Origin of the sequence: Zhongshania aquatica, assembly GCF_027257955.1 — a bacterium.
In the GTDB taxonomy this organism is placed as follows: Bacteria; Pseudomonadota; Gammaproteobacteria; order Pseudomonadales; family Spongiibacteraceae; genus Spongiibacter; species Spongiibacter aquatica.
Genome location: NZ_JANZNQ010000009.1, coordinates 19,809 through 45,299, shown reverse-complemented (window position 1 = coordinate 45,299; position 25,491 = coordinate 19,809). Strand labels below are relative to the sequence as shown.

Sequence of the window (25,491 nt, the reverse complement as noted above, 5' to 3'; positions counted from 1 at the left end):
ATTTCAAACTGCGCGATTACTGCGCCCCGTCTTTGTGCTTCTATTGCGGTGCTCAACCAAGTCCAGGCCCACGCATTAGAACTTAACGAGTTCTAGACACCGTCTCCAAAATTAAAAAAGGGGTAATACTCTTGGTAGTACCCCTTCACTTTTTCCACCACGCCCCAAGTAGTTTCTAAGCCGCTTTTGACTCACTACCGCCTGCAGACTCTTCGCCGAGATAACGCTTGCGCCGCGCTGGCTTCATCTTATCCAGATCTACCAACACTAAGCCGTCTATACAGTCAGCAAAGTCAGGGTCTACGTTAAAGGCCGTAAAGCTCACGCCACCCTCGTCACACAGCTCCGTGTATTGCTTGTACAAGGTCGGCACTGAACACCCCATTTCTGCCAATTGTTCTTTAAGAACCGCAAACTCCGCGCGATAATCTTGACCAGAAAACAGCGTTTCTGTTAACTCACTTTTATAGGGACTGTTTGCAACGGCCCAGGGCTGGCTTACCGGAAAGTGACTTTGGTAGAACTGAATTATTAGGTCTTTAGCGCCGCGAGGTAAGCTGTCGCTGAGACTTACCGGCCCAAATAAGTAGCGGACCTCGGGGTGGCGACGCAGATAGGTACCCAAACCCTGCCAGAGGTAATCTAAACCATTACGCCCCCAGTAGCGCGGCTGAATGAAGCTACGTCCCAACTCTGCACCGCATTCAAAATACTCTTCTGCGTAGGGAATTTGGTATTCAAATAACGACTCACTGTAGAGCGTTTGTCCGTCGCCTAAATCGTTAACACGCTTTAAACGATAGGCCCCAACCAACTCCAATTGATTTTCATCCCAGAGCACAATGTGATCGTAATATGCATCAAAAGCATCTACATCACGACGGCGACCGGTACCTTCACCAACAGCCCTAAAGCTAACTTCGCGCAATCGACCGATTTCACGCATTACTGTGCAATCGCCGTTGTACTGATAACAGTAGATTTCCATACCATCTCTAGTACTGCCAAGATGGTCGCACTGACGAATAGCGCGGCGCAGTTCCTGACGATCCTCTGGGTGAGCAACGGCTTGCGCTACCGGCATAAAGCATGGCTCACCGCCGCGCTTACGACGACCCAATTTATAAATATGCTTTTTAAACAGACGAACTTTTGCCGGTGCAGTTAGCGGCAGCTTTTCGTAAACATCCGCCTCAATGGCTGGGCCAATAGTAACCCGCACGGTACGGTTACTCTGTTTAAACATCTCACGAATAAGCCATAGCGTTGATAGTGGTTTGGCCAGTAAGGACAGCGCATAGAAAAAAACCGAGTTACGGGCATTAATATGCACTGGCAAAATAGGTGCTTTAGCTTTCGTCGCGAACTTAATAAACCCGTTGCGCCAGCGGCCGTCGCGAATACCTGCAGGACTAAAACGAGACACTTCGCCGGCTGGAAATATGATAACGGCACCTTCATTACTCAGATGACTGTGTATCGCCTGCAGGTTTTCTTTACGATTGCGCTTACCACTCATATTGTCTACCGGCAGTAGCAATGAACGCAGGGGTTTGATGGCATAAAGTAACTCATTAGCAATAACTTTAACGTCACTTCGCACTTCAGAAACAAGCTTCAACAACGCTAGGCCATCAAGGCTGCCAATAGGGTGGTTTGAAATAATCACCACTCGACCACTCACCGGAATGCGTTCTTTATCAAGTGCGCTAACCGCGTAGCCAAAGTCGAAATAGTCCAAGCCTTTCTCTACAAAATCCAGACCTTGAACATAGGGGTAGTCGTTCTCGAACTGCTTAAATTCTGCTTCGTGAAACAAGTACTTCAGCAAAGCTGACAAGGTTCGCTTTAGCCTAGGATTGCCCTTGGAAATTTTTGGAAACTGCTCATCAATTACGGAATCTACTGAAATCATGACATTTACTCCTGATTATTATCCGGCGCGACGCAGTGGGAGAACGTCTGCCTTAGCTGGGCCGCCATTGCCAGCCATGCTTTGCAACAAGGTTTGGTGCTCGGTCCATTGCACTAGCTCTAAATTTCCGTCATGGGTTTCACCTAATAAAGTACAGTTCTCAATCCAGTCGCCATCATTGCAATACACCAAGCCTTTAATTTTCTTTAGGGCTGGCTGGTGAATATGTCCGCAAATCACACCATCTAATCCGCGTCGCGAGGCTTCCTTTACTGCCGCTTCTTCAAACACGGTGATTACCTGCCTAGCATTTGGAATTCGCTGTTTGATATACGTCGCCAAAGACCAGTAATTACGACCAAAGCGACGGCGAAAAAAGTTAGCCCAACGATTCAAGAACAACAAAAAATCATAGGCTGCGTCGCCGATCAGGTTTTCCCATTTACTTAAGCGGATATGTTCGTCTAGGCAGTCGCCATGAAACATGAGTAGACGCTTACCCTTCACCGTGGTGTGAATTGCCTCTCGCTTAATTTCGATTGGACCGAGGATATGCCCTACATAGTCACGTAGTGGCTCGTCGTGGTTACCGGGGATATAAACAACGCGAGTACCTGCACTAGCTTTGGCGAATAGCGCCCTCACAACATCGTAGTGGGCTGCGGGCCAGAAGAATGTTCGCTTTAAAGCCCAAAGATCGACAACATCACCAACGAGATACAGCGTCTCGCATTCCACGCTGTTCAAAAAGTCGAGAAGATAGTCAGCACGGCAATCTTTAAAGCCAAGATGAATATCAGATAACCAAATTGTTTTATATCTATTCCTTGTTTCCACGTTCATGCATCCTCTTTATGCATTTGTGGCAAGGTTAGGACTTTAAAGTGACAAACAGAGGGCTATTTGAAGACAGATTTATGACAATTTAATTGAAATCACCTTCCAAATATCGCGTATTAATCTATGATTCAGAATACTAAGGATATGATCCTGCCGTGACAGGCAAACCACTAAACATCACTGTAGGAAAAAATAATGAATACCACTAAAAAACTAGCAATCGGCATGGCCTTAGGTATCACAATTGCGGGCACTGTTATTGCAGCAGACATTTCTGGTACGAGGGAAGACGATCTGCAGAAGCAAATCATTCAGCTCCGCAAGGAAATCAACGAACTGAAGAGCATAGTGCAAAAGGAGCCTGACGGGAGCTTGCGAATACCATCAGACATGCAAGTCGATCGCGGTATATCAACAACAAGCATTCAAAATATTAGCACCAATTTAGATATATCCTCGCGACGAGATCTCAACATCGAAACGAGTAAAAAAATGCTCATAGATGCAGGCGACGAACTTACTCTAAAAAGCGGTAAGGCATTTATCACCCTGAAAAAGAATGGCAACATCACAATCTCCGGTGCCGTTTTGGATATTAGAGGTTCTTCCGACGTGAAAATAAAAGGGGCCTCAGACACCACTATAAAAGGCAGTAAAGTGCAGCAGAACTAGCCTAGCTTTATAGGGATCTACTCATCTCATTCGAAGCTAGTGCCGCTATTAGTGCCGCCCCTAAAAAGCGAACCGATGGCAACAGGGTTAGAGGGGAAAAATAGATGTAAGTACGACGCCGTCAGTCCTCTACTGCGATAAATAGCTTCGCCGGGTGCGGTATGACGTTGGCGGCGTCCATAAGCTATAGGCAAGGAGGTATTTTCGGTCGCCGAACGATGGTGTGAATGCCCACGTAGCTCGCCCTCCGGCAGCTCCGCGTACTGCATACCTTGGCATCCGCCCCGCTCACGCATTACGGCTTCACCGGTTAATAAACCCAACATCCCATGGCTGTGTCCCTCAAGATCTTTAATATTTTCTAAGCAATACATAAAGCCACCGCACTCAGCCAAGATCACTTTATTTGCCAGATAAAAATCGCGAACCTGCGAGCGCATCTTACTATTTTCTACCAACGCTTTTACATGCAATTCTGGATAACCACCGGGCAGCCACAAGGCATCCACATCCGGTAATTGCGTATCATGAAGCGGAGAGAAATAGCGCAACTCTGCCCCCATATTTGCAAGCAACTCTAGATTAGCGGCATAGATAAAACTGAACGCTTCGTCACGCGCGACCCCTATTCTTAAACCACGAAGGCAAGGCGGAACAAGCGGCAATTCGCGAGGGCTAAATTCAACTAACGCAGGTAATTCAGCCAGGGCACTATATTCAATCATATTCGCCGCAGCATTAAAGCGTGCCTCCAACATGTCACTGACTTCACTAGCTTGAACTAAACCCAGATGTCGCTCTGGCAGACTAATAGCTGGATCACGACTTATGGCGGCCAGCAATGGCAAATCGTCGGGAAGTGCATCAGCAATAAGCTGCCTATGCCTATCAGATGCGCAATTATTGGCAATTAAACCCGCTACGCAAACATCGCTCCTATAATTTGCGAGCCCCGTGGCAAGTGCCGCCGTCGTCTGCGCCATACCCTTAACATCCATAACCAAAGCAATTGGAATATTAAATGTAGTTGCCAAATCGGCGCTAGAGGGTTCGCCATCAAACATGCCCATTGCGCCTTCAACCAAGATCAAATCAGCAGTTTGGGCAGCGGTATAAAACTGATAGCGGCAATAATCCTCGCCAGCCATCCATAAGTCTAACTGTACTACGGGATTGCCAGAAGCCTGTTCTAGAATCTGTGGATCAAGATAATCGGGGCCCATTTTAAAGATACGAACATCGCGACCGCGCAAGCGATGAAAACGCGCTATAGCTGCGGTAATAGTGGTTTTACCCTGACCAGAGGAAGGCGCGGCTAGAAACAATGCCGGACAAAAAATACTACTCATAACAAGAATGCACTAAACCTTAGTCGATTATATCAGCGTATTAAAATGGAAAGCGGCAGGAATAGCACTGTTTTCATCTAATATAGGGCACATTACCTAGCGATTGTATACTGATCACATACTAGGATTGGCTGCGCACACTGCCGGGATAATACTCGGCTAACACTCTATCTAACTTTTCCAGTGTGAGCGGCTTGCAGGAAAATGACTTAACATCGCATATACCACCTGCTTCCATTTCATCGTCAGGATTGAGCGATGTTGTCAGCATAACAACAACCACCCCCGCTTTTTGCTCATCTGGCAAGAGCTTGTATCGTTCTAAAAACTCCCAGCCGTTCATAACGGGCATATTGAGATCTAAAAATACTAATCCCGGCTGCGGGTATTTTCCGTCTTGCGCAGTAGACAAATATGTTATTGCTTCAAGACCATTCATAACTTCAATTATTTCTTCTGCAAAACCATACTTCTCGATAATCAGACGACTTATATAGTTGGTCGCCTTGCAATCATCGACGAGCATAACTTGTTGTATCTTATTCATCAGCACCATCTCTCAAGCTAAAATAGAACTCGGAACCTTCTCCAGGCGTCGATTCCAGCCAAATTAGGCCTTTATGCATTTCCACTATTTTTTTACAATGTGCCAACCCAATTCCTGCGCCTTCAAAATCATCTCGATTATTCAAGCGCTGAAATATCTTAAAGATTTTACTAAAATACTCACTTTTAATACCTACGCCATTGTCACGCACACAAAAAATCCACTCATCATTGCCACGCTTAGCACTAATCTCAACAACAGGGGATATGCCTTTGCGCGAAAATTTAATACTATTAGAGATCAAATTTTGAAATAACAAACGAATTTCCGTGCGTTTCCCAATAACTTTCGGCAGATCAGAGTACAGAATATCGGCATGCCGTTCTTCAATGCTCACCTGTAAATCTTCACATACAACATCGATCAGTTGCTGGCAGTCAATTTCTTCGGCAACTGATCCTTCTCCCAAACGACTATAGTCCAACAAGCCTTTGACTAGTTCCCGCATCCGCGAGGTTGACTCTTGAATAAATGCATAAAATACTTTTACTTGTTCATCTTGCTGCTCCGGCTTATGTTCAATAAGCAAATCAACAAAACTTGTTACGGTGCGCAGCGGCTCTTGCAAATCATGCGAAGCAATATAAGCAAACTGTTCCAGTTCCTGATTTAATAGCATTAATTTATGATTATTGCTCTCTAGCTCCGCCTGTGCCTCCTCTCTTACGACAATCTCAGCATTAAGTATCTTTTGTCGACGCGACAGTTCGGAAAGAAAGTTATCAAACACACGCGCAAGATCACCCACTTCACCTCGAGAATTAAGTGGCAGATCCTCCTTAGTAGTCTCTAAACCTCGACTAGCTAAGGCATTACGCATCCTAACGATGGGGCTGGCTATACTACTTGAAACAAAAATTGCAAGAACAAAAGCAATTACTCCGACCACAATCAAAAACAAATAGATCTTATTCAGTAGTACGGATTTTAACTTGAGCGCCGATGAAAAATCATAATTGGCCGCAACGATCAAGCGATCAGCAATATTACCGGGGTTATACTCTATGGCACTTAAAAAATAGATACGCTGATCGTCACCTGAACCAATGCTACCAAACTTAAACTTTTCTTTTTTTTCAGCAAGCAAGGTATTTGCTAGGGGAAAGTCGGCAACAATATTGGCGCTTCGCCCATATTCAAATTGAAAGCGTTTATTCTCGTTAGTATGAAAAATGTATTCGCCATCGCTATTTGCTATAAAAATCTTAACATCGTCCCCAGCCAAGTCTTGAAATTCTTCAAAATTTTCTTGGAGATTCTGATTAAACACCATGACGCCAAACACATCGCCGCTACTCGAATATAGCGGGATTGAGGCACGAATAACCGCTTCTTTGGGTATAGATATCTCCCCATACTCCCGATTAAGTTCTATATCTGAGAGATAGACAGATCCTTCGGGCATTCCTATCGCTGCATGAAAATAGAAGCTATTGTATTTATTCTGCAGCTCAGCGTCCTGAACCACGCGAATACCACCTCCCGCTCCGTACCGATCAACACGTAACCATTCACTACCATCGGCTAATATCAAGCGAATCTGCGTGTATCTATTTTCGAAATGCATAATTTCGGCAAAAATAGTTTCTAATTGTCGCTTCCACGCGGACACGCTTACACCCTCATCGGAATGAGCGCCCCCTATTACACCCGTTTTAAGAATCGCCTTTATCGGCGCGGTACGCGATACGATACGGATATCATTTATGAGATTATCAATGTCTGCAGTAAACTTAATTGATTGCAATTCTGAGATTTGAGTGAGTTTTTGCTCGGCGGCCAACAATAACTGGTCGTCAAGCTGCCGCATTATGATTGAGATAACCGCGATATTACTTGCAATAATAAGTAGCACTACGGGAAACAGTATTTGACGCGCAATACTTCCCCTACCGCCAATACCCAATGTATGCGATTTACTCAGCATCAGACCTTCTTAATGAGAACAATAATTCCAGTTAATAACTATAGAAGGCAATACGAGCAATAGCCATTGCAATAATCGAGAAGCCGATAGGTGAAACTCCTCATAGCAGAAAATCGACAATAGCGAAAAACGATTATTAATTTCGACGTTTAGGCGAGAGTATTTGTAAACAGAATATTTGCAGAGTTACTAGGGGACAATAAAATCCATGAAGTGGTCAACCAATAAATCCGGATTCTCATCAGCTACCGGCGCGCCGTGATTATAGCCATAACTTACACAGGCCACAGGCATACCAGCGGCTCTTGCCGCCCTGATATCGTTTACAGAATCACCAACCATAACGGTATTCGCCACCTCCACACCGAGCTGTTCACATGCTAGCAGCAGGGGCGCCGGATCTGGTTTACGAACGCTGAGCGTATCTCCGCCAACCAACACTGGCATATACACTTGCATACCAAAATGAGCCAAGATTGGCTCGCTGAAACGCGCAGGCTTATTAGTGACACACGCCATTTTTATGCCCCGCTCGTGCCAGTCTGACAGTGCCTCAAGGACACCATGATACAATACTGTTTGCTCGCAGGTTTGCTCGCCATAGTGCGTAAAGAAAACCGCTAGCAATTGATCAGTCAGCGCCGCATCTACAGATTTTTCTGGAATTTCTAAGGCAAACGCCAAGGCTCGCTGTACTAATTTTCTCGCACCATTCCCAACCCAAGATCGGGTACGCGCAATCCCTGCCGGTAAATAATTTAGTTGCTCTAGACTTGCATCAAGCGCAGCAGCTAAGTCCGGCACACTATCAATTAACGTGCCGTCTAAATCGAATAAAATCGCTTTTAGCTCACGACCGCCGAGCAGGTTTTGCAGCCTTGTCATACGCCAGCCAACTCACTGCGCATCTTTTCAATAACATCGGCGTAATCACCACCGTTGAAAATTGCCGACCCCGCAACAAAGGTATCTGCGCCCGCAGCGGCTACGTCGGCAATATTTTTAGCAGAAATCCCGCCATCAACTTCTAAGCGGATGTCTCGACCCGAGGCATCGATTATTGCCCGCACTTCTTTTATTTTATCGATAGTGGATGGAATAAAGCTCTGACCACCGAAACCTGGATTAACCGACATTAATAAAACCATGTCGAGCTTGTCCATGACGTATTTCAATACATCGGGGCCGACTGCGGGGTTCAATACTAAACCTGCTTTACAACCGGCATCGCGAATCATCTGTAATGAGCGATCCACATGGGTGGAGGCATCTGGGTGAAAGGTGATGATGCTCGCACCAGCTTCAGCAAAATCACCAATCATACGGTCAACCGGCGAAACCATTAAATGCACGTCTATCGGTGCCTTAACGCCGTGCTTACGCAGGGCTTTGCAGACCATCGGCCCTATAGTGAGGTTCGGTACGTAGTGATTATCCATCACATCAAAATGCACAATGTCGGCGCCCGCTTCTAGCACCGCGTCAACTTCCGCGCCCAAACAAGCAAAATTTGCCGACAATATTGAGGGGGCTATCCAGTAATTTGCCATAGTGATGTCCGATTAATTTGATCTTTAAATTTTGCCCAGTGTCGATGAACACAAGACAATGAAATTGCGACCCGCATTTTACGGCAATATGCCGCTATATTCAGCTACCAGTCTTTATACTTAAAAATTCATGCAATGCCGCTAAGCGCTCTGGAGTGCCGATATCCCACCAATGACCTTCGTACAATTCACCGGATAAAGAGCGTTTGCTAATAGCGTTAAGCATAACCGGCTTCAAGGCGCGCTTTCCCGCGCTGAAATGACTAAACACCGAGGGCCGCCAAACACTGATGCCAGAAAATGTATAACTTTCAGCGACTGAATGACCGTCTTTTTCGGCCAGCAAGCCATCGCTGGCCAACACAAAATCACCGTGAGGGTTATGCGCCGGATTTTTGATCATCACTAAATGACCGGCATCAGGCTTACAGCTAATGAGATTTTTAAAATCAAAATCCGTCCAAATATCGCCATTAATCAATAGAAATGGCTCATCACTTAAATTGCCCTCACAGAGAAATGGCAGCGCCTGAACAATACCGCCGCAGGTTTCCAAGGGCTGATCTTCTCTGGAAACGACGATATTTACGCCGAAGCGATGACCATCCCCCAGATAAGCTTCTAGCTGCTCAGCCAGCCAAGAGCAGTTCACAATCAGATCGGTAATACCCGCGGCGACAAGCTTTTCAATATGATAGTCAATTAATGTTTTGCCGCCAGCGCGCAACAATGGCTTTGGCGTATGGTCAGTCAAAGGACGCATACGGGTGCCTAAGCCAGCCGCCAGAATCATCGCTTTCACCGATCGAGATCCTTGTACCAGGACTGCTTTACGATAATAGGCATTAGTTTTTCTTCAAACCAAGCACAGAAATCAACAAACTCAGGGTATTGGCTTGCGACATCTAGCGTGTAGGCAATGACCAAGGGCAAGTCAGCCAAATAGCCAGATTTGCCGTCTCGGAGATGTAAGCGCGCAAAAATGCCCAGCACTTTTATATGTCGCTGCAAACCCATCCAGTCGACGTCTTGCAGAAACGCAGCTTCGCTAAGCGTGGGGAGAAGCCCAGCCCGCATTGCCATTTGTCGATAAACACCAATCCAATCGTCAACCTGTTCTGGCGACCAGCTGACATAACAATCGCGCACCAAGGAAACCAAATCGTAGGTGATGGGACCAAGCACGGCATCTTGAAAATCAATCATGCCTAAACGTTCGTCAACCAACACCATTAAGTTGCGGCTATGGAAGTCGCGATGCACCACTACCTGCGTTTGCTGCAGCGCCCTCTCGCTTAGGAGTTCAAAAACGCCATCGAGCAAGCCTCGCTCCTCAGGACTTAATTGATACTTTAACAATCCCTCAACAAACCACTCGGGAAATAGCGCCATTTCTGTGAGCAAACGGGCACTATCGTAATGTGGCAGTGTGTGGGCATCCTGCGGGATAGCCTGCATGGCGAGCAAAGCGCGAAAGGCTTGGCGATAGTAATGGTCCGCTGCAGCACTGTTAACTAGCAGAGGACAGAGCAATTGATCGCCGAAGTCTTCTTGCAGTAAAAAACCTCGGCGTTCGTCCCACGCCAGCAGCTTGGGTACTCTCGCGCCATGGCGATACAAAAGATCCTGAACCGTCGAAAAAGCGAGATTATCTTCTTTTTCTGGCGGGGCATGAACCGCAATGACGCTGCCACCGGTGGCTAATGGCAGACGATAATAGTGTCGAAAACTGGCATCTCCCGATACCACATCTAACTGCTTTGCCGCTTCATCGGCGGATAAAGACAATTGCTGCAAGCACCAGCCATGTAGCTCGCTTAAAATCTGATCCATATATTATTCCGTTGAAGACCTACAGTAGTGCATTTTTTGATCGCATTTTCGCCTTTTATGCACTCAGACGGGCATCCTAGCAGAGAATGCTTTATTATCCACCTTCGCCAATCCGGGCTCCATAGTCAGAATAAAATCACTTACCGATGCCAGTGTTTCGCCGACTCCTTTTATCACTGCTCACCGCCACATCCGGCCTGGTGTTTGCGCAGGTGGATACCTCCGCAGATTGCGGCAGTACCGACGCATCGGCGCTCAAAACTGACACCAGTGATTTGCCCGCGTATTTCCAACATTGGCACTGGGTGCCGAACTCCCATTTAAGCGAAGCCTCGAAATGCGGCTTAAGCCCAGGTTGCCAAGGCCGATTTATTGAGCCCGTACGAGACTGGGATGGCGCCGACCAAACCCCGCTGCGCGCTCCGCTTAACGTATCTGCGGACACCATCGAGTCAGTGGGCGCAAAAGCGACAATGACCGGTGATGTTCAGCTTCGCAAAGGTGATCTCAGTCTTGATGCGGGCTATGCCCAATACAATCGCAGCAATAGCACCGTTATGTTGCGGGACAATGTGGTTTTACGTCAGCCAGGTATCATGTTGCGCGGTCAATTCGCCCAAATTGACACAAATAAAGGACTGGGAGAGTTACAGCAAGCAGAAATTCTGAGCTTCGACACCGGCGCTCGCGGTACCGCTGGCCGTATCGCACGCCCAGACTACAGTCGCTTTGAACTCGAAGAAGCAAGCTACACCCAATGCACGCCGGACAACGAAACGTGGTCGATGCACGCGGACAGTATCGTGCTGGATTACAATAGCGGTCGCGGTGTAGCCCGAGGAACCAGTATTCGTGTTTACGACATACCGGTATTTTATACCCCCTACTTAAACTTTCCGGTCGATGATCGCCGGGCAACGGGCTTTTTATTCCCCTCGATTGGCATAGCAGATAGCAGCCTCGACATTTCGACACCCTATTACCTGAACCTAGCCCCCAACTACGATGCGATTATCACCCCTCGCTTTATCGAACAGCGCGGTGAAGCACTAGAAACAGAGCTGCGCTACTTAAATAAGTATAGCGAATGGGCTGTCAGCACCAGCTACTTGCCTAATGACAGCAAAGAAGATATCGACCGCTGGTTGCTCGGAATAAGTGAAGCGGGCTTTATGGGTGACCGCTGGGGCACCGAGATAGACTTCACCAAAGTCAGTGATGACGACTATTTTAGCGACTTAGGTCTCGCAAATTTAGCAGTAAAACGCAGCACCCATCTCAACCAACAAGCGGCGCTGAATTACAATTCAGACGACTGGACAGGACGAATAGAAGTGCAGCGCTACCAAACCATCGCTGCGGTCGAAGATCCCTACCAAAAACTGCCGCAGATGCGTTTAAACTACCAATCTCCAGCGAAAAATTTCCAGCTTGAACCCAGCATGGAATTTGAATACACCCAATTTGATCACCGCGACAAACTCCGCGACGGTGGCACTAAAGTGACTGGCCAGCGCTTATTCGGCACCGCCGGGGCGAGCCTGCCCATGCGCTGGCGCTGGGGCTTTATTGAGCCGGCCATAAAAAGCCGCCACGTCCGCTATGAACTCGAAGACTCTGATCTCGCGGGCATTGATGGCAGCCCGAGCGCCAGCAGCGGCCAATTCAGCCTTGATAGCGGTCTTTATTTTGAACGCGACTTGATCATCAGCGATCAAGACTGGACTCAAACCCTTGAGCCACGTCTATTTTATCGCTATTCCGAATATGAAGATCAAAGGGATCAGCCCGACTTTGACAGCTCCGCCCTCACATTCACCTATCAGCAATTATTTCGAGATACTCGATTTACCGGCCACGACAGACTAGATGACGCCAATCAACTTGCTATCGGTATCAGCAGCCGCTTTATTAACAACGAAGCTGGCAGAGAAGTCTTAACCGCCAGTCTCGGTCAGTTACAGTACTTTGACGATGGTCGAGTGCAACTCCCCGGCGATGCAGAAAGAAAAAGCAGCAACTCCGACCTAGCGGGCCAAATTCGTATTTTGCCTGACGACAATCGCTGGTTAAGCGTGGATGTTCTGTATGATGCCCGCCAAGGGGTGCTTAATCAGACCAATCTAAGCTACCATCAGCGCAGCGACAACGGCGCCCTATTTAATGCCGGTTATACCTTCCGCCGCGAGGGCAATACCCTCGGCGGTTTAGATAACGACGTTAAGCAAGGTGATATTTCGCTGAGTCTGCCGATAAGCGACCAGTGGAAACTGTTTGCGAAAACCCAATATGACTTCGAAGATAATCGCCCTGTCGAGAACCTCATTGGGGCGGAATACCAGAATTGCTGTTGGTTAACTCGCATTGTTTATCAACGGGCTTTGGAACCAGACGACAACAATGGGTCTAACGTCAGTGGTGTCAGCAATACCGGAACCAAAAACAATTCCGCTGTGTTGATCGAATTTCAGTTAAAAGGGCTGGGGGGCTTAGGCACCGCGGTCACTAGTGTTTTAAAGGACAGTATTTTTGGCTACTTATCTGATGAATAATATGCGTTTATTGAAAGTTTTAACCACCGCGCTACTGATTTTAATCGCGCCGCTTACCCAAGCTGAAACAAAGTGGCTAGACAAAGTAGTGGCCATCGTTGATGACGACATCATTCTTGCTAGTGAACTCGACGAGCGCCTCGACTCCATCAAGGCCAATATTGCTCGCACCGGCAAGCAAGCGCCTCCCGAAGACGAGCTTCGCAAAGAAGTACTCGATTTACTAGTGCTCGAGAACATCCAAATGCAAATGGCAAATCGCTACGGCCTGCGCATTGATGACGAAGAGCTCAACGGAGCGGTAGCCCGTATCGCGGCCAACAACAATATGACGCTGTCACAGTTTCAACAAGCCCTGACATCCAGCGGCGCGTCTTACCTCGCAGTCCGGGAACAAATTAGCCGCGAAATGATTCTTCAGCGCGTGCAAATGGGTAATGTAAACCAGCGTATTCAAGTTACGGATCAGGAAATTCAAAATTACCTACAATCTTCAGAAGGTAAAGAAGTCACCTCGCCGGAATTTCATTTTTCGCACATACTCATTCCAGTTAGCTCTGACGCCACTGACGCAGAGCGCAAGCAAGCCGAAACCCAAGCCAAATCACTTAGCGCGCAATTGCGTGCTGGCAAAAATATCGATAATGCCCGCGATGATATCAGCATTAGCGACCTAGGCTGGCGCAAAGGAACCGAGCTGCCCGCGCTTTTTAAAGGTGTGGCGGCAAACATGAAGGATGGCGATGTATCGGACCCACTGCAAAGCGCCAGCGGTTTTCATATTATCAAACTACTTGAAAGCCGTGGCGTACAGCAGCTTGTTAAACAAACTCGCGCCAGCCATATCTTACTTAAGCCCTCGGCAATCCGTGACGAAGCACAAACCATCGCGCTGGCTAAAGAGCTTCGCCAACGCGCATTAAAGGGAGAAGATTTCCGAGAATTGGCCAAGGAATACTCAGAAGATATCGGCTCAGCACAAGAAGGTGGCGACTTAGGCTGGACCACCCCAGGCCAGCTCGTACCAGAATTCCAGAAGGCAATGGACGAGACCGCACCGGGCGAAATCCATGTGCCGGTGGCAAGCCAATTTGGCTGGCACGTCATTAAAGTTGTCGAGCGTCGCACAAAAGACGTTACCAATGATATGCGCAAGCAAATTGCCCGCAATGCGCTTCACGAACGGAAATACGCCGACGAACTTGATATCTGGCTACGCAAAATCCGCAGCGAAGCCTTCGTCGACATCAAAATTTGATGCCCATCCGCATTGCCATCACCCCCGGCGAACCTGCTGGGGTCGGGCCAGAGCTTTTGGTCAAGCTGGCACAACAAGACCATAGTGCTGAACTGATCGCATTCGCCGATCCGGCTTTATTAATGCAACGCGCCGAAGCGATCGGCCTCCCGCTTACCACAAGCGAAGTTGACTTTACCGCGCCGCCGCAATCGCACCGCAGCGGCCATCTGCGCGTGGTTAGCATTCCATGCCACAGTCCGGCTCTGGCGGGTAAACTCAATATTGATAATGCGCACTATGTGTTAGAAACCCTACGCCAGGCGACCGATGCCTGCATCAGCGGAACGTGTCAGGGGCTTGTCACTGGGCCGGTACAAAAATCTATTATTAACGACGCAGGCATTCCCTTTAGCGGTCACACCGAGTTTCTTGCCGAACGCTGTCATGTAGACAAAGTGGTGATGATGCTCGCCACCGAACAATTACGTGTCGCCCTAGTGACGACCCACCTGCCTCTCAGCGCAGTGCCCGCAGCGATTACTGAAGAGAATCTGCAACGTGTCACCGAAATTCTGCATCAGGCGCTGCTAAAGCAGTTTGGCTGCCAGCAACCACGTATTATGGTGCTGGGACTAAACCCCCACGCCGGTGAAGGCGGTCACATGGGCAGAGAGGAAATCGACACGATTATTCCTTGCCTAGAACACTTGCGGGCACGCGGCTGGCTGCTAGAAGGGCCGCTTCCTGCGGACACCGCATTTACTCCTCGCCACTTGGAACACTGCGATGCGGTACTAGCCATGTACCACGACCAAGGCCTGCCGGTGCTTAAATACCAAGGCTTTGGTAGAGCAGTAAATATCACTCTCGGCTTACCGATAGTTCGTACTTCGGTAGACCACGGCACCGCTCTGGATTTAGCTGGCAGCGGAAAAGCCGACAGCGGCAGCTTCGACGCCGCACTGGCCATGGCAATATCCATGGCAGAGCACAGTAGTAGGAATCAAATTTAATGCTGTCACCCACACCCCATAAAGCGCGCAAGCGTTTTGGCCAAAATTTCCTCCATGATCAAGGCATCATCCGGCATATAGTGCGCTCGGTATCACCGCTTGAGAATCAGCGGGTACTAGAAATTGGCCCTGGCCAAGGGGCCATTACTGAATCAATTCTCGCCACCGGTTGCCAACTCGACGTCATTGAGCTCGACCGCGACCTGATCCCTATTCTTGAGGGCAAATTTGGCGCAGAACATAATTTTCGTATTCATCAGGGCGACGCGCTCAAATTCGACATCACCGGCCTCGCCGCTGGTGAAAAGCTTCGTGTTGTTGGCAATTTGCCCTACAACATATCAACACCATTGATTTTCCACTTACTTACCGCCCATGACTGCATTGCCGATATGCATTTTATGCTGCAAAAAGAAGTGGTAGATCGCCTCGCAGCGCAGCCAGGAAGCAAAACCTATGGCCGCCTCGGCATCATGGCCCAGTACTATTGCGAGGTAGAATCACTATTCGACGTTCCACCGGAAGCTTTTACCCCTCGTCCCAAGGTACAATCCGCCATCGTCAGACTTACCCCTTACGAGAAGCCACCTTGCCCTGCAAACAATGTCGAAACGTTACAAATGGTTTTGCGCAGCGCGTTTAATCAGCGCCGAAAGACCTTGCGAAATACCCTAAAAGGGGTTATCGATAGCGAGGCAATAGCAGGCCTGAGTATCGACCCCAGTGTTCGTCCCGAACAATTGGGTTTAGCGGAATATGTTGCCATAGCCAATGCAGTGGACAACAGCAGCGAGTAAATTGCGGAGCACACCATGCAAGAATCAACACCAGTAGATATACAGGTAGAGAGCCAGTTCCTACCCGACCAGTCAGAGCCCACGCAACAACGCTTTGCTTTTGCCTACACCATCACTATTCGCAACACCAGCGAAGAGGCTGTGCGCCTTTTAAACCGCCACTGGATCATCACCGATGGTGATAACCAAGTTCAAGAAGTTCAGGGCGAAGGTGTGATTGGCAAACAGCCACTCATTCCGCCAGGAGAGTCCTTTAGCTATACCTCTGGCGCCGTCATCGACACCGCTGTCGGCACAATGGAAGGTAGCTACGAAATGATTAGCGCCTCTGGTCGTCCGTTTATCGCCCCTATCGGAATTTTCTCCCTCGCGCGACCCTCGGCACTGCATTAACGAGCGCTTCCGTGAGTCGATACGCCGTAGGTGACTTGCAGGGATGCTTAAAACCCCTGCTATGTTTATTAGAGCGGGTTAATTTTAATCCCGAACGCGACCAGCTCTGGCTGGTTGGCGATCTAGTTAACCGCGGGCCAGACTCTCTAGACACCCTGCGATACCTTTATGGCATTAAAGATAGCCTGCGGATCACCCTCGGTAACCACGACTTACACTGCATCGCACTAGCTCGCGGCACCACGACGCGCGGACGTCACCCTAGCCTCGACGCCCTCTTAAATGCGCCGGATTGCGCCGAGCTTATGCATTGGCTATTGCAACAAGCCTTGGTGCTAAGGTCTGAAGACAATCTCTATTTAATGAGTCACGCGGGGATTCCAAGCGCATGGAGCAGCGAACATGCTCTGGCGCTAAGCCAAGAAGTTGAAGCCGTGTTACAGGGGCCAAAAGTAGATGATTTTTTCCGCAATATGTACGGTGATGAGCCGCGAAAATGGGACGCTAACTTACAGGGTTATGAGCGCCTGCGCGCCATTACCAATCATCTAACTCGTATGCGTATTTGCGATGCCCAAGGCCAGCTTGAATTGGGCTTTAAGGGGGCCGCCGCCGATATTCCCGCACCCTATCGCCCTTGGTTTGAATGGCAGCCTGAGGACAGCCGCAGCGAGACCCTCATATTTGGACATTGGGCGGCCCTAGAATGCGCTACCCAACGGGAGGACATTATCGCGCTGGATAGCGGCTGCGTGTGGGGTCGTCATATGACCATGCTCAATATGGACAATCGCGAAATTTACCACTGCGATTGCGCAGACTAAATCAAACGCATCCACCGCTGCTCCGTCCACCTCACTAAAGCAAACCTTCGCAAACCAAAACAGGGCGAAATGCTATACTGCCCACGAACTTTAAAGCAGTCATTTCAAGCAACTATGAAAATCTATCTCGTCGGCGGCGCAGTGCGCGATAAATTATTAGGCTATCCGTTTCACGAACGGGATTGGGTAGTCGTCGGCGCGCGACCGGAGGAATTGCTCGACCAAGGCTTCCAACAGGTTGGTAAAGATTTTCCGGTTTTCCTGCACCCTAAAACCAAAGACGAATATGCCCTTGCCCGCACCGAAAGAAAATCCGGCGCGGGCTATCACGGTTTTATCTGTGATTTCAGCCCTGACATAACACTCGAAGAAGATCTGAGCCGCCGCGACCTTACCATCAATGCGATGGCAGAGGATTGCAACGGCAACATCATCGATCCCTACGGTGGCCAGAGCGACTTAAAAAACCGCGTATTGCGCCACGTATCTCCGGCGTTCAGCGAAGATCCGCTGCGTATTCTCAGAGTCGCACGCTTTGCCGCCCGCTATGCCCATCTCGGCTTTACTGTGGCCGACGATACCCAAGTCCTGATGCGTGAAATGAGTGACAACGGCGAATTGTCCACCATCGCCGCAGAGCGCGTATGGGTGGAATTGGTTAAGGCACTAAATGAAAAATCCCCCGCCGCGTTTTTTAATGTCTTATTGGATTGCCGAGCATTACATGCCCTTTTACCGGTCTGGCCAGCGGCACTAAATAAGAACGTACTCGACTCGCTGACAAGGGCAGCAGACTTGAATTTAGACACCGACAATCGCTTCGCCATTAGCTGCAGCCAGTTATCCGCTGATCAATGCAAAACCTTGTGCGGCGACCTACGCGCCAGTAATAGCGCCACGTGGCTGGCAGAACGCTGCGCGGCAAATATTCCGCTACCGAAGCTTGAAAAGGAAGAGGATTGGTTAAGCCTGCTAGAAAACTTCGATTACGCGCGACGACCGCAACTACTCGAGACATTTATAACAGCGGCAAAACTGCTATTGCCGACAGAAACTCGCCTAGTGCAATTGCAAGCTGCCGCCACACGCCTGCAAAGTATTCAAGCTGCCGAGTTAATTGCGCAGGGCTTTAGCGGCCCCGCATTAGGCAAGGCCCTTCGTGCGGAGCGTCTAAAAGCATTAGCTGAGATTATTGGCGATGATAAATGCTAATCCGCTGAGATATCGCGGCCCTGCCATCTAAAAGGCACCGGCCATAATTTTTGATCCGACTGATAAGCCTGCCACAGCTCTTGGTATTTACGACCATCAACAGGATGACAGCGATCAGGCGCGATCTCGCTCAGCGGTAATAAAACAAAGGCGTTATAGAGAATTTCGTCACGGGGAAGTTCAATACCATCGTGACAACCACACACTTCATCGTAACTTAAAATATCAATATCGAGGGTGCGCGGACTAAATTTCGGCGCGCCAACTTGGCGCCCGTTATTCAACTCTATCTGGCGTAATTGCAGTGCCAACGCTGGCAACGGGAGATCGGTCGTCAAACCCACAGCCATATTCAAAAATAAGCTACCGCGAAAACCCACTGATTCACTTTCGTAAACACGGGACAGCAGCAAATCACCAAACTGCTGCGCCAACGTATCTAGCGCAATGGTCATATGGCGATAGCGCGCGGTATTGCTACCAAGGCTGAGAAAGACTTCTGCCATAATTAGCGCTGACCACGCTCTATAATTATGCCTACATCATTAGCCTGCTTCATGGCGCCAGGCTTACTTAAACTCAGCCGCAACCACGGTACTGGAAATTCCGTCATAATCATTTCTGCACAGCACTGCGCAAGTGTTTCGACCAACTGAAACTCACTTTCTTTAACAAAGCGCTCTACGGTCTCGGTGATCGCCTTGTAGTTTAAAGTCAGGCTAACATCATCAGCTGCAGCTGCGGGTCGAATATCCGTGCCCAACTCCAGATCCAGCACCAAGGTTTGACGATGCGCACGCTCAAAATCATAGATACCAATCACCGTATCCACCTTTAAGCCACGTATATAAACTATATCCATAAATAGCGTCTTGTCCGGCAATGAATAAAATCAGATTGGGGTCAATTCAGTCATCGGCCAGCGGGGCCGAATTAAAACACCAAGGTCTTCGCTTTGTCCCGCCACTAACCGACAATGGCCCGCATAGGCGATCATGGCGCCATTGTCCGTACAAAATTCAGGTCGCGGATAAAATACTTTGCCGCCGGTCTTAGTTAATTTCTGCGCCAAACGCGCCCGCAATACGGTATTGGCGCTCACGCCACCCGCCATCACTAAAGTACTCAGATTTTCTTGGACCAAGGCGCGGGTGCATTTTATCACCAGCGTATCTACAACAGCCTCTTGAAACGCGGCGGCAATATCAGCCTGATCCTGCGAGTCATACGCTCCAACCTCGCGACTGGCAGCAACCGTATTCAAGGTGAACGTTTTCAAACCGCTGAAACTAAAATCCAGGCCTGGACGATTCACCATGGGCCGAGGAAATGTATATCGACCAATGTTTCCGCGCTCTGCCGCCTTGGCGACCTGTGGGCCACCGGGATAGCCTAAATCGAGCATTTTGGCCGCTTTATCAAAGGCCTCACCCGCAGCATCATCTAGCGATTCACCTAATATGCGGTACTGACCAATACCGTCAACGCGAACTAGTTGGGTATGACCACCAGACACCAACAAGGCAATAAACGGAAACGACGGCGCGTTTTCTTCTAGCATGGGCGCCAGTAAATGCCCTTCCATATGATGCACCGCAACCGCGGGAATACCCCAACCGTAGGCCATAGCGCGGCCAGCACAAGCACCTACCATCAAGGCGCCGGCAAGACCTGGGCCGTTGGTAAATGCGACACCGTCTAATTCGCTGCCCCGCATGCTGGCTTTATCCAAGACCTCACGCACTAGCGGAAGCAATTTCCGCACATGGTCACGCGACGCCAGCTCGGGCACCACACCACCAAATTCAGCGTGCAGCGCTACCTGGCTATATAAAGCCTCGGCAAGCAAACCCCGCTCAGAATCGTATATGGCCACACCTGTTTCATCACAGGAGGTTTCCAGTCCTAAAACACGCACGTTTAGACATCCCACATCATTTGAGGGCGCATGATACTGGCTCAATCGGATTCGCACCAGTTATCACCTTAATGGCTTTGCTTTTTGCCACAACAGAGTATAGAATTCAGCGCCCTTGGAGTGCCGCTTTTAATTTTGCGGTGCAGACAGCAAATTTTTGCACATTGATTAGGACAGGTTTAACGAATGCCTTCAGTCAAACTCAAAGAAAACGAACCATTTGATATCGCCCTACGCCGCTTTAAGCGTTCTTGCGAGAAAGCAGGCGTATTGGCAGAAGTTCGTCGTCGTGAATTCTACGAAAAACCAACTTCTGTTCGTAAGCGTCAAGCAGCAGCAGCTGTTAAACGTCATGCTAAAAAAGTATCACGCGACAACAAAAAGCAGCAACGCCTCTACTAAGCACTCTGTTTTACGAGTTTTTAGTAGCGCAATAGCGCTTTAGCTCCACCCTCCTTTATAAAGGAACCTTGGCGAGCCCATGGCAGATCAAACGCTAAAACAAACGCTCACAGACGCGATGAAAACCGCGATGCGAGCCAAAGAAAAAGCGACATTGAATGCCGTGCGACTGATACTCGCCGAGATAAAACGCATTGAAGTCGACGAGCGCATTGATATTGATGATGCGCGAGTTTTAGTTGTACTCGACAAAATGTGTAAGCAACGCCGCGACTCGATCAGCCAGTATGAGAATGCTGGCCGTGAAGAACTGGCCGAGCAGGAACGCTTTGAAATGGGCGTTATCCAGTCTTATATGCCCACCCCCTTAAGCGACGACGAATTGGAAGGCCTCATTAAAGAAGCCATTGCCACTAGCGGCGCGGAAGCGGTAAAAGATATGGGCAAAGTGGTCGCTATACTTAAGCCAAAAGTACAGGGCCGAGCAGATATGGGCGCCGTTAGTCAAAAGATCAAAGCACTACTGGCATAGCCAAATCTACACTCTGGGCAATTGCTAGCACCGACACCAACTGATACGCTCACTCAACTTCTGCTCCGGAAACGCTAACGTGGCCGCAAAAGGACGTATCCCCCAATACTTTATCGACGACCTGCTCTCTAGGGTTGATATTGTCGACGTCATTAATCGCCGTGTCTCCCTAAAAAAGACGGGTAAGAATTATAGCGCCCGCTGCCCATTCCACGACGAAAAAACGCCTTCATTTAGCGTTAATCCAGACAAACAATTTTACTACTGCTTTGGCTGCGGCGCCGGGGGCAATGCCATCGGCTTTCTTATGGACTACGAACGCCAAGATTTTCCTGGCGCCGTAGACAATCTTGCCCACATAGCAGGCTTAGAAGTTCCCCGCGAAGACCTCAGTCCGCAGCAGCAGGTAAAGCAAGAACGCCGCAAAACCATTTACGATCTGATGGAACAGGTTTCCGCTTACTACCAAAAGCAGCTGCGCAGCGATGCCCAATCCCAGCGCGCCGTGGACTACCTAAAACGGCGCGGCCTAAGCGGCCGCATTGCCAGAGATTTTAATATTGGCTTTGCCCCACCTGGCTGGGACAATTTATTAAAAACCTTCGGCGACACCGAAGAGCACAAACAGCAACTGATCGACGCGGGCATGCTGATCGAAAAAGAAGACGGTAAACTCTATGACCGCTTTCGCGACCGCATCATGTTCCCCATTCGCGATAATCGCGGAAGGGTAATCGCCTTCGGCGGTAGGGTCTTGGGCGACGACAAACCCAAATACCTCAATTCACCCGAAACCGACATATTCCACAAAGGCAAAGAACTATACGGCCTGTACCAAGCTCGGCAAAATAATCGCCACCTAGAACAACTACTCGTCGTCGAAGGGTATATGGACGTTGTCGCCCTCGCCCAACACGGCATTATGACCGGCATCGCCACCCTCGGCACCGCGAGCAATACTGAACATCTGCGCACCGCATTCCGCTACGCCAGCGAACTGATTTTTTGCTTTGACGGCGACGACGCCGGACGCAAAGCCGCGGAGCGCGCTCTAGAAAATGCCCTTCCCGTTATGGAAGATGGCCGCCGGATTCGATTTTTATTTCTGCCCGAAGGCGATGACCCAGATAGCGTGGTAAACCGCGACGGCCCTGCCGGGTTCCAAAAACTACTTGCCGGTGCCGCACCACTAGAGCGCTACTTTTTTGAATCACTTTACGATCAAACCGACCCGGACACACTGGAAGGCAAAGCGCGCCTGAGCAAACTCGCACTACCTCGCTTGCAGCTCCTGCCAGATGGCGTATTCCGCCAACTCATGCTGGATTCACTTGCCGAGCGCACGGGACTAAGCCGCCAATCGGTCGACACACTGCTAAGTCAGCAGCAACCCGTCGTAGAACCAGAAGATACTCCAGCCCCCAAAGTACCAGAACAGCGCCGCAGCACTCAGAAACTTACCGCAAAGCTGCCCGGTGGACGCAGAGATCCACTTTTATTCGCCCTCGCGATGTTATTGTTTAATCCAAAAGGCGCGGCAACCAGCCCAACAAGTATCGCCAACGAAGATGACTCAGCCGCCGCCAGCCTGCTAAATAGCACCATCGCATTATTGCGAAAGCGCCCAAACTCCAGCACCGCCATGCTCCTAGGCCACTGGTACGGTCAACCAGAATACGAGGTAATGACCGAGGCATTGAAAACTATTGAGCTACTCGGCACAGAATTGAACGACGAAAAAGCGGAAACTGCCTTTTTTGACACACTAGCACACCTCGACGCTCAGAAATCCACCGCAACACTGCGTAGTCATGTCGATAAATTAAGAGTAAGCAACGAGGTCGACAAACCAGAAAGCGCCAACTACGCTGAACTTAGTGAAGCTGATAAACAGCAATTACTGACGATTCAGCAGCTTTTAAAGCAAAAACATCGCCTGTAGCGCCAATATCTATCAGAACTAGATGTTAGCAACACATTACTAGAGAACACAGATAAGCCAGCCAATCGCACATTACACGCTTACTCCCTGAACAAGTCCGGATTTTACTGGTCGTACAGGGGGTGAATAGGGTATAATTTGCGGCTATTTTTTAACCTGCACCCAACGAGTAATTTGAAAGAATGAGTGACTCAAAGCATCAATCGCGCCTCAAACAACTCATTGCCAAAGGCAAGGAGCAGGGTTATCTGACGTACTCTGAGGTCAACGACCATTTGCCGGAGGATATTTCCGATCCGGATCAGGTCGAAGAAATCATCCAAATGATCAATGACATGGGTATTCAGGTGTTTGAACACGCACCTGACGAAGACACCCTGATCATGGCTGGCAGTGATTCGCCAGACGATATCGCCGCCGCTGAAGCTGCCGCTGCACTCGCCGCCGTTGAAACCGAAACTGGTCGTACCACCGACCCAGTGCGTATGTATATGCGTGAAATGGGCACGGTTGAGCTATTAACCCGCGAGGGCGAAATCGTTATTGCGAAACGGATCGAAGAAGGTATCCGTGAAGTGATGGCCGCGCTCGCCTTCTATCCCGGTGTTGTCACCGGCGTACTGAGTGAATACAACAAAGTCGTTGCTGAAGAACGCCGTCTTGGCGACATTATGAGCGGCTATTTAGATCCTGCCGACAACGTTCCCTCACCGCAGGCGCAAGCCGCTGCCGCTGCAGAAGCCAGTGATGACGACGAAGATGCGGTGTCTGGCCCAGATCCAGAAGAAGCAAAAATTCGTTTTGCTGCACTGCAAAAGCAATCTGACAAAGTGGAAAAGTCTATTGCTGAGCATGGTCGTTACAGCAAGCAAACAGCAAAAGAATTAAATGCCCTAGGCGAGCTGTTCAAATTCTTCAAACTTACTCCAAGTATGTTTGATCCGCTTATTGAAGAAGTTCGCACCACATTGAGCTCTATTCGCTCGATGGAACGCGAGATTATGACAATCTGCGTTAAAAATGTTGGCATAGATCGCAAAGAGTTTATTCGCAGCTTCCAAGGCAATGAAGCCAATCTGAAGTGGGCTGATGAGCTACTGAAAAAACACACCAAGCTCGCGGATTACAGCGACATTATCCGTCGCATCCAGAACAAAATTGCTTACATTGAAGAGCGCCAAGACCTGACGATTTCTGATATTAAAGAAATCAACCGTCGCGTTTCTATCGGCGAAGCACGCGCACGTCGCGCTAAGAAAGAAATGGTTGAAGCTAACCTTCGTTTGGTTATCTCAATCGCGAAAAAATACACCAACCGTGGTTTGCAATTCCTCGACTTAATTCAGGAAGGTAATATCGGCCTGATGAAAGCGGTAGATAAGTTTGAATACCGTCGTGGTTACAAATTCTCTACTTATGCGACATGGTGGATACGTCAGGCTATTACCCGCTCTATTGCTGACCAGGCGCGCACTATTCGTATTCCAGTACACATGATTGAAACGATCAACAAACTGAATCGTATTTCTCGTCAAATGCTTCAGGAAATGGGGCGCGAGCCTACACCAGAAGAACTTGGTGAGCGCATGGAAATGCCGGAAGACAAAGTTCGCAAAGTACTGAAAATCGCCAAAGAGCCAATCTCGATGGAAACGCCTATTGGCGACGACGAAGATTCGCATTTGGGTGACTTTATCGAAGACAGCACTATTTCGTCGCCCATTGAATCTGCCACTGGTGAAGGTTTACGTGAAGCGACGAAAGACGTCTTGGCTGGCCTGACCGCACGTGAAGCGAAAGTATTGCGGATGCGCTTTGGTATCGACATGAATACCGACCACACCCTTGAAGAGGTTGGTAAGCAGTTCGATGTAACCCGCGAACGTATTCGTCAGATTGAAGCAAAGGCGTTGCGCAAACTGCGTCACCCAACACGCTCAGATCATCTGCGCAGCTTCCTAGACGAATAAAGC

General features: G+C 49.1%; 24 protein-coding genes. 12 read left to right on the top strand and 12 right to left on the bottom strand.

Going from position 1 to position 25,491, the window contains the following annotated elements; all coding sequences use genetic code 11:
- Nucleotides 1-175 precede the first annotated feature (175 nt).
- Together olsF and O9X78_RS10785 are read right to left on the bottom strand one after the other, a co-directional pair.
- The gene (gene olsF, locus O9X78_RS10790; protein WP_269619692.1) at nt 176-1,915 is read right to left on the bottom strand and encodes a bifunctional ornithine lipid synthase OlsF; all 1,740 of its coding nucleotides are present in this window, start codon (nt 1,913-1,915) and stop codon (nt 176-178) included.
- An 18-nt stretch (nt 1,916-1,933) separates the two neighbouring features.
- A complete protein-coding gene (locus tag O9X78_RS10785) occupies nt 1,934-2,758 on the bottom strand; it encodes a UDP-2,3-diacylglucosamine diphosphatase (protein ID WP_269619691.1) in 825 nt (274 codons plus the stop codon).
- 192 nt (nt 2,759-2,950) lie between these two features.
- Between O9X78_RS10785 and O9X78_RS10780 the strand changes: the two genes are divergently transcribed.
- Complete coding sequence (locus O9X78_RS10780) at nt 2,951-3,427, top strand: hypothetical protein (protein WP_269619690.1); 477 nt, start codon at nt 2,951-2,953, stop codon at nt 3,425-3,427.
- Nucleotides 3,428-3,453: 26 nt separating this feature from the next.
- On the opposite strand, the gene O9X78_RS10775 is transcribed toward O9X78_RS10780, so the two are convergent.
- The 7 genes from O9X78_RS10775 to O9X78_RS10745 all read right to left on the bottom strand — a co-directional run bounded on the left by O9X78_RS10775 (nt 3,454) and on the right by O9X78_RS10745 (nt 10,693).
- On the bottom strand, nt 3,454-4,776 hold the full coding sequence (locus O9X78_RS10775; protein ID WP_269619689.1) for a cobyrinic acid a,c-diamide synthase CobB: 1,323 nt from the start codon (nt 4,774-4,776) through the stop codon (nt 3,454-3,456).
- A 121-nt stretch (nt 4,777-4,897) separates the two neighbouring features.
- The gene (locus O9X78_RS10770; protein ID WP_269619688.1) at nt 4,898-5,323 is read right to left on the bottom strand and encodes a response regulator; all 426 of its coding nucleotides are present in this window, start codon (nt 5,321-5,323) and stop codon (nt 4,898-4,900) included.
- On the bottom strand, nt 5,316-7,310 hold the full coding sequence (locus O9X78_RS10765) for a sensor histidine kinase (RefSeq protein ID WP_269619687.1): 1,995 nt from the start codon (nt 7,308-7,310) through the stop codon (nt 5,316-5,318). The genes O9X78_RS10770 and O9X78_RS10765 overlap by 8 nt, the downstream gene beginning before the upstream one ends.
- Nucleotides 7,311-7,499: 189 nt before the next feature.
- Nucleotides 7,500-8,195 (bottom strand): phosphoglycolate phosphatase, encoded by a 696-nt coding sequence (locus tag O9X78_RS10760; protein WP_269619686.1) that lies wholly within the window; start codon nt 8,193-8,195, stop codon nt 7,500-7,502.
- Nucleotides 8,192-8,860, bottom strand: coding sequence for a ribulose-phosphate 3-epimerase (gene rpe, locus O9X78_RS10755; protein WP_269619685.1), 669 nt, complete (start codon nt 8,858-8,860; stop codon nt 8,192-8,194). Before rpe ends, O9X78_RS10760 begins: the two co-directional genes overlap by 4 nt.
- Nucleotides 8,861-8,960: 100 nt before the next feature.
- Entirely contained in the window at nt 8,961-9,653 is a 693-nt protein-coding gene (gene murU / locus O9X78_RS10750) for an N-acetylmuramate alpha-1-phosphate uridylyltransferase MurU (RefSeq protein ID WP_435056057.1), read from the bottom strand.
- 5 nt (nt 9,654-9,658) lie between these two features.
- A complete protein-coding gene (locus tag O9X78_RS10745) occupies nt 9,659-10,693 on the bottom strand; it encodes an aminoglycoside phosphotransferase family protein (RefSeq protein ID WP_269619683.1) in 1,035 nt (344 codons plus the stop codon).
- A 212-nt stretch (nt 10,694-10,905) separates the two neighbouring features.
- On the opposite strand from O9X78_RS10745, the gene O9X78_RS10740 reads away from it, so the two are divergent.
- The 7 genes from O9X78_RS10740 to O9X78_RS10710 all read left to right on the top strand — a co-directional run bounded on the left by O9X78_RS10740 (nt 10,906) and on the right by O9X78_RS10710 (nt 18,724).
- Entirely contained in the window at nt 10,906-13,245 is a 2,340-nt protein-coding gene (locus O9X78_RS10740) for an LPS-assembly protein LptD (protein ID WP_269619682.1), read from the top strand.
- Nucleotides 13,223-14,503: a peptidylprolyl isomerase gene (locus O9X78_RS10735; RefSeq protein WP_269619681.1), complete on the top strand. Its 1,281-nt coding sequence runs from the start codon at nt 13,223-13,225 to the stop codon at nt 14,501-14,503. The genes O9X78_RS10740 and O9X78_RS10735 overlap by 23 nt, the downstream gene beginning before the upstream one ends.
- Nucleotides 14,503-15,498 carry a 4-hydroxythreonine-4-phosphate dehydrogenase PdxA gene (gene pdxA, locus O9X78_RS10730; RefSeq protein WP_269619680.1) on the top strand — a complete coding sequence of 332 codons (996 nt, stop codon included), beginning with the start codon at nt 14,503-14,505 and terminating at the stop codon, nt 15,496-15,498. Before O9X78_RS10735 ends, pdxA begins: the two co-directional genes overlap by 1 nt.
- Nucleotides 15,498-16,295 carry a 16S rRNA (adenine(1518)-N(6)/adenine(1519)-N(6))-dimethyltransferase RsmA gene (gene rsmA, locus O9X78_RS10725; protein ID WP_269619679.1) on the top strand — a complete coding sequence of 266 codons (798 nt, stop codon included), beginning with the start codon at nt 15,498-15,500 and terminating at the stop codon, nt 16,293-16,295. Before pdxA ends, rsmA begins: the two co-directional genes overlap by 1 nt.
- Nucleotides 16,296-16,310: 15 nt before the next feature.
- Nucleotides 16,311-16,688: a Co2+/Mg2+ efflux protein ApaG gene (apaG, locus tag O9X78_RS10720; RefSeq protein ID WP_269619678.1), complete on the top strand. Its 378-nt coding sequence runs from the start codon at nt 16,311-16,313 to the stop codon at nt 16,686-16,688.
- Nucleotides 16,689-16,699: 11 nt separating this feature from the next.
- Nucleotides 16,700-17,512 carry a symmetrical bis(5'-nucleosyl)-tetraphosphatase gene (locus O9X78_RS10715; protein ID WP_269619677.1) on the top strand — a complete coding sequence of 271 codons (813 nt, stop codon included), beginning with the start codon at nt 16,700-16,702 and terminating at the stop codon, nt 17,510-17,512.
- A gap of 114 nt (nt 17,513-17,626) precedes the next feature.
- Entirely contained in the window at nt 17,627-18,724 is a 1,098-nt protein-coding gene (locus O9X78_RS10710) for a tRNA nucleotidyltransferase/poly(A) polymerase-related protein (protein WP_269619676.1), read from the top strand.
- Here the strand turns inward: O9X78_RS10710 and folK are convergent.
- Genes folK through tsaD form a run of 3 tightly spaced genes read right to left on the bottom strand, consistent with a single transcriptional unit; the run spans nt 18,721 to nt 20,642 of the window.
- On the bottom strand, nt 18,721-19,230 hold the full coding sequence (folK, locus tag O9X78_RS10705) for a 2-amino-4-hydroxy-6-hydroxymethyldihydropteridine diphosphokinase (RefSeq protein ID WP_269619675.1): 510 nt from the start codon (nt 19,228-19,230) through the stop codon (nt 18,721-18,723). The two genes, O9X78_RS10710 and folK, sit on opposite strands and share 4 nt — an antisense overlap.
- 2 nt (nt 19,231-19,232) lie before the next feature.
- On the bottom strand, nt 19,233-19,586 hold the full coding sequence (gene folB / locus O9X78_RS10700) for a dihydroneopterin aldolase (RefSeq protein WP_269619674.1): 354 nt from the start codon (nt 19,584-19,586) through the stop codon (nt 19,233-19,235).
- A 30-nt stretch (nt 19,587-19,616) separates the two neighbouring features.
- Nucleotides 19,617-20,642, bottom strand: a complete 1,026-nt coding sequence (gene tsaD, locus O9X78_RS10695) for a tRNA (adenosine(37)-N6)-threonylcarbamoyltransferase complex transferase subunit TsaD (RefSeq protein WP_269619673.1) — start codon at nt 20,640-20,642, stop codon at nt 19,617-19,619.
- 186 nt (nt 20,643-20,828) lie between these two features.
- Here tsaD and rpsU point away from each other — a divergent pair, with 186 nt between their 5' ends.
- The 4 genes from rpsU to rpoD all read left to right on the top strand — a co-directional run bounded on the left by rpsU (nt 20,829) and on the right by rpoD (nt 25,488).
- Complete coding sequence (gene rpsU / locus O9X78_RS10690; RefSeq protein WP_103682796.1) at nt 20,829-21,044, top strand: 30S ribosomal protein S21; 216 nt, start codon at nt 20,829-20,831, stop codon at nt 21,042-21,044.
- Between the two features lie 79 nt (nt 21,045-21,123).
- Complete coding sequence (locus tag O9X78_RS10685) at nt 21,124-21,576, top strand: GatB/YqeY domain-containing protein (protein ID WP_269619672.1); 453 nt, start codon at nt 21,124-21,126, stop codon at nt 21,574-21,576.
- Between the two features lie 79 nt (nt 21,577-21,655).
- Nucleotides 21,656-23,518 (top strand): DNA primase, encoded by a 1,863-nt coding sequence (dnaG, locus tag O9X78_RS10680; protein WP_269619671.1) that lies wholly within the window; start codon nt 21,656-21,658, stop codon nt 23,516-23,518.
- Nucleotides 23,519-23,700: 182 nt separating this feature from the next.
- Nucleotides 23,701-25,488 carry an RNA polymerase sigma factor RpoD gene (rpoD, locus tag O9X78_RS10675; RefSeq protein WP_269619670.1) on the top strand — a complete coding sequence of 596 codons (1,788 nt, stop codon included), beginning with the start codon at nt 23,701-23,703 and terminating at the stop codon, nt 25,486-25,488.
- Nucleotides 25,489-25,491: the final 3 nt, after the last annotated feature.

Bases quoted from the DNA above. Each gene is read 5' to 3' on its own strand.
- olsF (WP_269619692.1), bottom strand. From the start codon at position 1,915: ATGATTTCAGTAGATTCCGTAATTGATGAGCAGTTTCCAAAAATTTCC.
- O9X78_RS10785 (WP_269619691.1), bottom strand. From the start codon at position 2,758: ATGAACGTGGAAACAAGGAATAGATATAAAACAATTTGGTTATCTGAT.
- O9X78_RS10780 (WP_269619690.1), top strand. From the start codon at position 2,951: ATGAATACCACTAAAAAACTAGCAATCGGCATGGCCTTAGGTATCACA.
- O9X78_RS10775 (WP_269619689.1), bottom strand. From the start codon at position 4,776: ATGAGTAGTATTTTTTGTCCGGCATTGTTTCTAGCCGCGCCTTCCTCT.
- O9X78_RS10770 (WP_269619688.1), bottom strand. From the start codon at position 5,323: ATGAATAAGATACAACAAGTTATGCTCGTCGATGATTGCAAGGCGACC.
- O9X78_RS10765 (WP_269619687.1), bottom strand. From the start codon at position 7,310: ATGCTGAGTAAATCGCATACATTGGGTATTGGCGGTAGGGGAAGTATT.
- O9X78_RS10760 (WP_269619686.1), bottom strand. From the start codon at position 8,195: ATGACAAGGCTGCAAAACCTGCTCGGCGGTCGTGAGCTAAAAGCGATT.
- rpe (WP_269619685.1), bottom strand. From the start codon at position 8,860: ATGGCAAATTACTGGATAGCCCCCTCAATATTGTCGGCAAATTTTGCT.
- murU (WP_435056057.1), bottom strand. From the start codon at position 9,653: ATGATTCTGGCGGCTGGCTTAGGCACCCGTATGCGTCCTTTGACTGAC.
- O9X78_RS10745 (WP_269619683.1), bottom strand. From the start codon at position 10,693: ATGGATCAGATTTTAAGCGAGCTACATGGCTGGTGCTTGCAGCAATTG.
- pdxA (WP_269619680.1), top strand. From the start codon at position 14,503: ATGCCCATCCGCATTGCCATCACCCCCGGCGAACCTGCTGGGGTCGGG.
- rsmA (WP_269619679.1), top strand. From the start codon at position 15,498: ATGCTGTCACCCACACCCCATAAAGCGCGCAAGCGTTTTGGCCAAAAT.
- apaG (WP_269619678.1), top strand. From the start codon at position 16,311: ATGCAAGAATCAACACCAGTAGATATACAGGTAGAGAGCCAGTTCCTA.
- O9X78_RS10710 (WP_269619676.1), top strand. From the start codon at position 17,627: ATGAAAATCTATCTCGTCGGCGGCGCAGTGCGCGATAAATTATTAGGC.
- folK (WP_269619675.1), bottom strand. From the start codon at position 19,230: ATGGCAGAAGTCTTTCTCAGCCTTGGTAGCAATACCGCGCGCTATCGC.
- folB (WP_269619674.1), bottom strand. From the start codon at position 19,586: ATGGATATAGTTTATATACGTGGCTTAAAGGTGGATACGGTGATTGGT.
- rpsU (WP_103682796.1), top strand. From the start codon at position 20,829: ATGCCTTCAGTCAAACTCAAAGAAAACGAACCATTTGATATCGCCCTA.
- O9X78_RS10685 (WP_269619672.1), top strand. From the start codon at position 21,124: ATGGCAGATCAAACGCTAAAACAAACGCTCACAGACGCGATGAAAACC.
- rpoD (WP_269619670.1), top strand. From the start codon at position 23,701: ATGAGTGACTCAAAGCATCAATCGCGCCTCAAACAACTCATTGCCAAA.